General features: G+C 45.8%; 5 protein-coding genes. All 5 read left to right on the forward strand.

The features are described from left to right. Positions 1–336: 336 nt before the first annotated feature. The 5 genes from ACEW9J_RS05430 to ACEW9J_RS05450 all read left to right on the forward strand — a co-directional run bounded on the left by ACEW9J_RS05430 (position 337) and on the right by ACEW9J_RS05450 (position 7,804). Positions 337–1,614 carry an RNA-guided endonuclease InsQ/TnpB family protein gene (locus ACEW9J_RS05430; protein ID WP_373544120.1) on the forward strand — a complete coding sequence of 426 codons (1,278 nt, stop codon included), beginning with the start codon at positions 337–339 and terminating at the stop codon, positions 1,612–1,614. A 221-nt stretch (positions 1,615–1,835) separates the two neighbouring features. Next, positions 1,836–2,090 carry a DUF6335 family protein gene (locus ACEW9J_RS05435; protein WP_373544121.1) on the forward strand — a complete coding sequence of 85 codons (255 nt, stop codon included), beginning with the start codon at positions 1,836–1,838 and terminating at the stop codon, positions 2,088–2,090. A 511-nt stretch (positions 2,091–2,601) separates the two neighbouring features. Continuing rightward, positions 2,602–3,984, forward strand: coding sequence for a glycosyltransferase family 2 protein (locus ACEW9J_RS05440; protein ID WP_373544122.1), 1,383 nt, complete (start codon positions 2,602–2,604; stop codon positions 3,982–3,984). A 144-nt stretch (positions 3,985–4,128) separates the two neighbouring features. Beyond that, entirely contained in the window at positions 4,129–6,087 is a 1,959-nt protein-coding gene (locus tag ACEW9J_RS05445) for an ATP-binding protein (protein WP_373544123.1), read from the forward strand. Positions 6,088–6,106: 19 nt separating this feature from the next. Next, on the forward strand, positions 6,107–7,804 hold the full coding sequence (locus ACEW9J_RS05450; RefSeq protein WP_373544124.1) for an ABC1 kinase family protein: 1,698 nt from the start codon (positions 6,107–6,109) through the stop codon (positions 7,802–7,804). Positions 7,805–8,084: the final 280 nt, after the last annotated feature.

Here is an 8,084-nt window from a genome sequence, read left to right on the forward strand (position 1 = left end):
GTCAGAGGGTGGACAATTGAATATTTTCGTGATTGGAAAAAGCGGCGTGTGTAATCAAGGGAGAAATTATCGATATGGAAAGCTTCTACAACGTTAAAGCTTTTTCAGGACAACGTTGTAGACGTTGTAAGCGACATAAGCACGGATGAAAGACGACACGAGCACTGGTCGGGTCATCCGCCCAGTTGACTTTAGTAAGCGAGCTTTTCGGGGGAAGCTTCCCCCGAAAACGTCGCGCCGCCTACCGCCTTTCACACAATGATACCACCTTGCTCGATTCATTGATTTATTCATAGTTTTACGCTATGATGTTTGTCGTAAACAAACAGAAGCACGATGCTAGTCTACGAATTCAAACTATCTGGAACTCAACAGCAGTACCGCCTCATTGATGAAGCGATTCGTACTGCTCTGTTTGTTCGCAATAGTTGCGTTCGTTACTGGATGGACAATGCCAAAATTGGTAAGTACGACCTTTCAGCACTTTGCAAAGCCTTGTCTAAAGAGTTTTTGTTTGCCAACAAACTTAACTCGATGGCTAGACAAGCCAGTGCTGAAAGAGCTTGGTCATCAATATCTCGTTTCTACGAAAATTGCAAGAAGAAAATCAAGGGTAAGAAAGGTTATCCAAAGTTCAAACGACGTGGCAATTCAGTTGAATATAAAACTTCTGGATGGGCACTATCCGAGGATCGGAAACACCTAGCTTTGACCGATGGGCATAATATCGGCAGAATGAAACTGGTTGGGACTTATGACTTGCACTACTATCAAGTAGAACAAATCAAAAGAGTTCGATTAGTTCGACGGGCTGATGGCTATTATGCTCAATTCTTGATTAAAACAGAGCGGAATGTTGATACTACGCCAACGGGTAAAACCATTGGATTAGATGTAGGCTTAAACCATTTCTACACTGATTCAAATGGTGAGCAAGTTGAAAACCCTAGATTCTTGAGGAAGTCCGAAAAGTCTATCAAAAGACTTCAGAAACGAGTGTCTAGAAAGTTTAGTAAAACCAGGAAACAGGAGAAGATAAAGCAGTCTAATAACTATCTAAAAGCCAAGAATAAATTAAGTAGAAAGCACTTAAAAGTATCGCGCCAACGCAAAGACCATGCAGTGAAACTCGCACGGTGCGTAGTAACGTCTAACGACGTTGTGGTGTATGAAGACTTGAGAGTTGCGAATATGGTGAAAAACCGTAAGTTGGCTAAATCAATTAGCGATGCTAGCTGGTATCAATTCAGGGTTTGGATTGAGTATTTTGGACGAATCTTTGGGCGAACTACGATTGCTGTAGCTCCCCAATATACTAGCCAAGATTGCTCTAATTGTGGTAAACGAGTGCAGAAAACATTAAGCACTAGAACCCATAAATGCCCTCACTGTGGATATACGGCGGATCGTGACGAGAATGCCGCCATCAACATTCTCAAGAAAGGAATAGCTACCGCAGGGCATGTGGGAAGCTCAGTACTAGATACTGAAAACGCTCAGGGAGATTCGTCCTCTACTGATAATGATGTAAATCAAAGTCAGCAAGATGAGTCATTGAACCGAGAATCCCCCTATTTTTTAGGTGAGAGTGAGCGAATGCGAAACCTCACCTAATGGGGGGAGTGTCAAACCCAGCACCAAAATCGGTACAGATCGACTAACAGTTAACAGTTGACGATCGTGTCGATCGAGATTACACTCATTCCCGCCAACAAATCGATCGCTGCAATCCGCTGTCAACTGTCAACTGCACAACAGGAGTTCTTCCTTTTGGAAGATAACTATCCTCAGGGTTTTGGCTAAACTCAAACCAATTAACTGATTGGAACGAGTATATGCAAGACCCAGGAACGAATTCATTAATAGGCGCAGATCCAGATGCTGAGGATGATGCTTATCGAGCAGAAGTAAATGGTGACGAAGCCGTTGGTGGCACTACCGCAGTTGCCAACCAAAACGATACCGAACAATTGGCTCAGGCGGTAGGAGTAACTGTAGATGATGATTCACCTCTAGAGATCGAGGAAATGATGGAACAACGCGATCGAGATCGCTGGGAATTAGATCCCGCATCAGCCATCGATATCTAATAGAGGGTAGAGGGTAGAGAGTAGCGATTCTAATCTAAGCCTTTGTTCCCCAACGGTTTGCAGATGCGTCATACGTCGTAGGGCTTGTCAAAGTAACTCCCAACTAAAATCTAGAATGGAGCGCATTCCGCTCTCCGCTACCCACAAATCGACCCTTACGCAGGAGAGTTTGAGAGGCGGCGTTCCGCTTCTCAACGGGGGGTCTGGGGGTCGGAGCGATTCGCGCTCCTCGGGTTTCCCGAGGGTTTAGCGAATCAAGACAACCCCCAGACACGGGTTCTGCCCTCACTAGTAAAATCGCCAACCGCCAGTACATATCGTCTGCCGCTTGTGCTTATTACAAGTAGTCACCCGAACTCAGGTCAAACAGGATCGAGCTTTACCGATCGCACTCATCCCCAGTCAGGTTAAGATGTGTAAATAAGCGAAAGAATACCAAACAAGATCGGGCTTGGGTCTATGCCAACTTCTACTCGCTAGTCATTACCTACCAATTCCTACTCCCCTCAACATGACCGATCGCAGCTTGCAGCTACCCGTTGAAGATACCACCATACCGACGATCGATTGGTCTGTAGGGATAGCTTATCGAAGACTCAAAGCAGCAACGATCTTGGGCAGTCTATGGGTGGGAGTTGCCGCACTACATCTGATTAGTTGGGGCTATCTCTTAGCCTGGGCGATCGCGAGTATATTTTGTCTGCGGGCACTAAAACTAGTCACTACCAAAGTAGCTCCGCCCCCATCGTTTATCCCCCCCCAGACTTACCCATTTATATCACTCGCGATCGCTGCCAAAAATGAAGCAGCAGTCATCACCAATCTCGTCGAGAGTCTATGCAATCTAGATTATCCTGCCGATCGGTATGAAGTATGGGCGATCGACGATGATAGCACCGATCGCACCCCCGAAATATTAGATAAACTCGCCCAAAAGTACCCTCAACTGCAAGTACTTCATCGCACCCAGCGAGATATCGGCGGTAAATCTGCTGCCCTCAATCAAGTACTCTCACTGATGCAGGGTGACATTATCGGTGTCTTTGATGCTGATGCCCAAGTTGCCCCTGATTTTCTCTACCAAGTCCTCGCCTATTTCCAATCCGAAACCGTCGGTGCGATCCAACTCCGCAAAGCGATCGTCAATAGTGAGACTAATTTTCTCACGCGCGGACAGCGGGCAGAAATGGCTTTAGACGCTTACCTCCAGCAGCAACGTACCAGTAGCGGCGGCATAGGAGAATTACGCGGTAACGGTCAATTTGTCCGGCGTACAGCGTTAGATGGTTGTGATGGTTGGAATGAAGAAACGATCACTGACGATTTAGATCTGACAATTCGGCTCCATCTCACTGGATGGGAGATCGAACTGATGCCCTATCCACCTGTAGGCGAGGAGGGTGTCACAACTCTAAAAGCTCTATGGCATCAACGCAACCGCTGGGCTGAAGGCGGATTTCAACGTTATCTCGACTATTGGCAAGCGATCTCCAGCAATCGAATGGGTACCAAAAAAACGCTCGATCTGCTCTCCTTTCTGTCCATTCAATATCTCCTTCCGCCAGCAGGTATCCCCGACTTGCTGATGGCACTGTGGCTCAAACATCCACCGCTCCTACTGCCAATGACTGCCTCACTCGGTGTCGCGCTGCCGTTGTGGGCAAGTTGGGTAGGATTGCGCCGCAGTTATCAACAAGCCAATCGGCAAGTTAGTATCGCTACCCTATTTACCCAAACTGCGATCGGATCGCTATTTATCCTCCACTGGCTGATCGTGATGCCATTGGCGATCGCCCGCATGGCAATTCTCCCCAAACGGTTAAAATGGGTCAAAACCCTTCGTCAAGCCGATCTCCGATCGGCTGTAAAAAAAAATACACGCGATCCGCTCTAAATGCCCAACAATCTGCCCATCTCTGGGCATACTTAGTATAGATAGATAGATCCTCACTTAGACCATTAACTGCGATCGAACAGTGTGGCACAATAAATGGGTAGGTCTAGTATCCACACCCGCTGCTCACCCGCTCGATTACTCATGCAGGATTCTCGCGAAATTGATTATTTTGGACAACGCATTTTGGAGATCGTTCAGCCGCTAGCGGCTAGTGAAGATCGAACAGAAGTGCTGACTCTGTTGGCTCAATCGGTAGCTAACAACTTTGCAGCAGATGGCTGTTGGATACTTCAATATGTACCCTCAGATCTGATTCGGATTGCGGCTAGTGCCTGTGTTAGCCATCGCACCAACTCGATTTCGAGTCAATTGACTCATCTCACAATTCCCCCTGCACCGACACCAACCCGATGGCGGATGCCATTACTTCCTGATTATCAGGTGATGGTGGTAGAAACTCACAACCAGGGCCAAGCAACTGGTTGTTTGGTAGTTGCAACTAAAGGTGTAGACTGGTCTCGCGAAACAGAATTAGTCTTCCAAGTTGTGGCTGACTACATTGGAGTAGCTTTAGTCGAAGCAGATCTTCAGGTACAAGCACAAATCGCCGAGATTTACCCTCAGTTATACTACCAACTAACTCAGGCGATCGTCGAGAACCAACCGATCGATCGATTGTTTGAAATTGCTGTGTCGGATATGGTATCAGCATTACAGCTCAAACGCGGACTGGTTTTGACCCTCAAGACTAGTGATTTACCACAGCCGTCAACACCACTTCAGACTGAGGCTGAATCGCTCTTGGAATCCGAGTGGGATCGCCCCCTCACCCCGCCAGCCGGAGCGTTACCCGCCCCAGATCCCCGCCCATCGACAACAACAACCACTCAGATCCAGATTGTAACGACGATCGATGTTCGTCAAGGTGAACTACCACAATTACCGCCATCGTTTTTATTAGAGAATTCTTACTTGTGCCAAACAGCATTGGCAAACGCGCCCAATCCCACTATTTTTGACGGTGGCGATCGTCCTACTCCCACCGATCGAGCGATCTTTCAAGCAGATCGACTACCGAGTATTGCGATGATCCCCTTGATGGGAACCACTCTCCCCGATCGCCAGCCGACAGCGGCTGTCTGGGGTTGGTTGGTGCTCCAACACGATCGGTCGCGTCATTGGCATCCCGTCGAGCTAAAAATGCTCCAGTGTCAGGTTTATCAAATCGCCCTAGCCAGAATCCAGCGCAGATATCTCCAACAAGCGCGTACAGCCGTCGCTAATCGGACATCCCAAGTGCAAACTAGTCTCCAACTGCAAGCGAAGTTGCATGATGTGGGTCGCAAACGGATGGAAAAATTAAGTCAAGCAAATGAACTCAAAGATGAGTTTATTAGTACGATCGGGCATGAGTTGCGGACACCCCTGACAAGTATGTCTTTAGCCATCAGACTGCTGCGCCAATCAGGGATCGAGCCAGAGCGACGCGAACAGTATTTGGATATCTTGGAGGAGCAGTGTCAGCGGGAGATCGAGCTAGTTAATAATATTCTCAAACTTCAGCAGTTGGAATCGAGACAACTAGAGACTCTACCCCAGCAGATCGCTCTCAATCCATTTATCTCCGAGCAGGCGACAATTGTAGCCGATCGATGGTCGGATCGTAAATCCCTAGAACTAACGCTGCATCTGCCTCAGGTGTCCCCCCAAATCCAGACTGATGCGGATAGCCTCAAGCATATTTTAGCGGAATTACTCATAAATGCGGGTAAGTTTGCCCTTCCAGACACAATGGTAGAAGTTTGGCTGACGATCGATTCAGATCGAGCGATTTTTAAGATTGCCAATCTCAGTCAGCCAATTTCTGATGAAGACTTAGGCAGTCTGTTTGAAAAATTCCGGCGCGGTGCTGGCACAACTCGACAAGCGATCGCTGGAACTGGTTTAGGTCTAGCTTTAGTTAAATCGATGACAGAACATATTCAAGGTAATATTACTGTGACAAGTACTGCGGTAGAACCAGAATTGGCTGATGTCGGCACCAAAATCGCTAAAACCTGTTTTACCCTCACGATCCCCACAGTACTAGCACGTCATTAAATTGAGAAAGCCATCTACCATGTGGAGATTTGGATCGCGACAGCCAAAACCCGTTGGAGCTGGTGTCGCTACCAGTCGGATGAAACCCGATTCTCAGTTTCGGTGGCAGAGAGCTAAATATTCATGTCGCGCTAGACAATTCGAAATTTTCACGGCGGCGATTGGATTGGGATTATCGCTAGTGCGAGATTGGCTATTTCCCACCAAAAACGAGCGATATCACCGTCGCCAAGCTCAAAAATTAGTTCGTACCGCGATCGGTTTAGGGCCAACTTTTATTAAGATCGGTCAATCTTTATCGACTAGAGTTGACTTTTTCCCACCAACTTATACCGAAGCTCTAAGTCAATTGCAAGATCGAGTGCCTGCTTTTGGAGCCGAAGCAGCCATTGAGATTATTGAAACAGAACTGGGAGCCTTAGCAACATTATTTGCCGAATTCGATCCGATTCCGCTGGCGGCAGCTAGTCTGGGACAGGTACATCGGGCTAAATTACCAACGGGTACAGATGTTGTCATCAAAGTGCAACGTCCAGGTTTGCGGCGACTATTTGAACTCGATCTTCAAGTCATTGAAAAATTACTCTGGTGGAGCGATCGAATATTACCAAAAAAGCGATCGGCAGAACTTAGAGCCATTAATCAAGAATTTTTTACTCTCCTATTTCAGGAAATAGACTACACCAAAGAAGGTCAAAATGCCGATCGATTTCGGGCGAATTTTACGGAAAATGAGCTAGTTACTGCTCCTGAAATTTACTGGAAGTATACGACAGATAAAGTTTTGACAATGAGTTATTTACCTGGAATCAAAATTGACGATCGCATCACTCTGGAAGCTTGCGGTTTCGATCCCAAAAAAATCAATCAATTAGGTATTTGTTGTTATCTCAAGCAACTACTAGTCGATGGATTTTTTCAAGCAGATCCACATCCTGGCAATATGGCAATTATGGCTGATGGTAGATTAGTCGTCTATGATTTTGGGATGATGGCAGAGTTAAAACATATTTCTACCGATCGAATGATTGAGACTTTTTGGGCAATAATGAAGAAAGATGAAGTTGCTGTTACCAATAACTTGATCGAGCTGGGATTGATCGAACAAGTCGAAGATATGCAGCCGATTAGACGGACGATCGAATTTATGCTCGAACGCTTTACCGATCGACCAGTCGATGTCAAGGAATTCGATAAAATCAAGAGTGAAATCACTACACTTTTTATCCAACAGCCATTCCAATTGTCTCCAGAAATGAGCTTTATTCTCAAGGCTCTATCTACTCTTGATGGAATTGCGAGGACATTAGATCCCGAATATAATTTAGTAGTAGCGGCACAACCTTTTATCCGCAGTATCGCAATTGCCGAACGCGGTAATATTATTACTAAGTTTGGAAAACAGGCTGTTAGTTATCTCAAATATAGACTAACTAAGCCTAATGCTAAACAGCAAATAATTTATCGATTAGAGCAACAATTAGAACAGCAAGAACTCGCATATATAAGTCGATCGCAAACAGCCGATCGATCGATTCAACGTTTACATTTAATAATTCACACGCTCAGTTATTTTTGCTTGGCTAGTTTTAGTGCTATCGCCGCAATTTTATTGAGCCAAGCATATCCATTATGGTCTTTAGGTCTATTTGGAGTTGCTGGTTTGAGTGGATTATTTTTACTCTACTCTCTAATCAATTTAATAATGTTAACGTGAGTTCGGCTTAGAGATCTCCGTTAGCAGTAGCTTTTCCTTTGAGAATCGATGGCTTCTAGCTTCGTTTGGGCACCGCCCTCAAATGAATTTGGGGCTAATAGCAAAAGTTCGTTGAAACGAACTAAAAAGGGGAGCATCTCACTTTTTATTTGGCTTGCAGAAATAAATCTTATGTACTAGTAAGAGGATTGAGGAATTTGACAAAAATATAAGCAAAGTGACTGCAATCTTGAGATAATGAGGTTAAGCAAATCAAGGTGGTGTAATAAGTGCATCAGTC

This window comes from Chamaesiphon sp. (assembly GCF_041737865.1).
Taxonomy (GTDB): Bacteria; Cyanobacteriota; Cyanobacteriia; order Cyanobacteriales; family Chamaesiphonaceae; genus Chamaesiphon.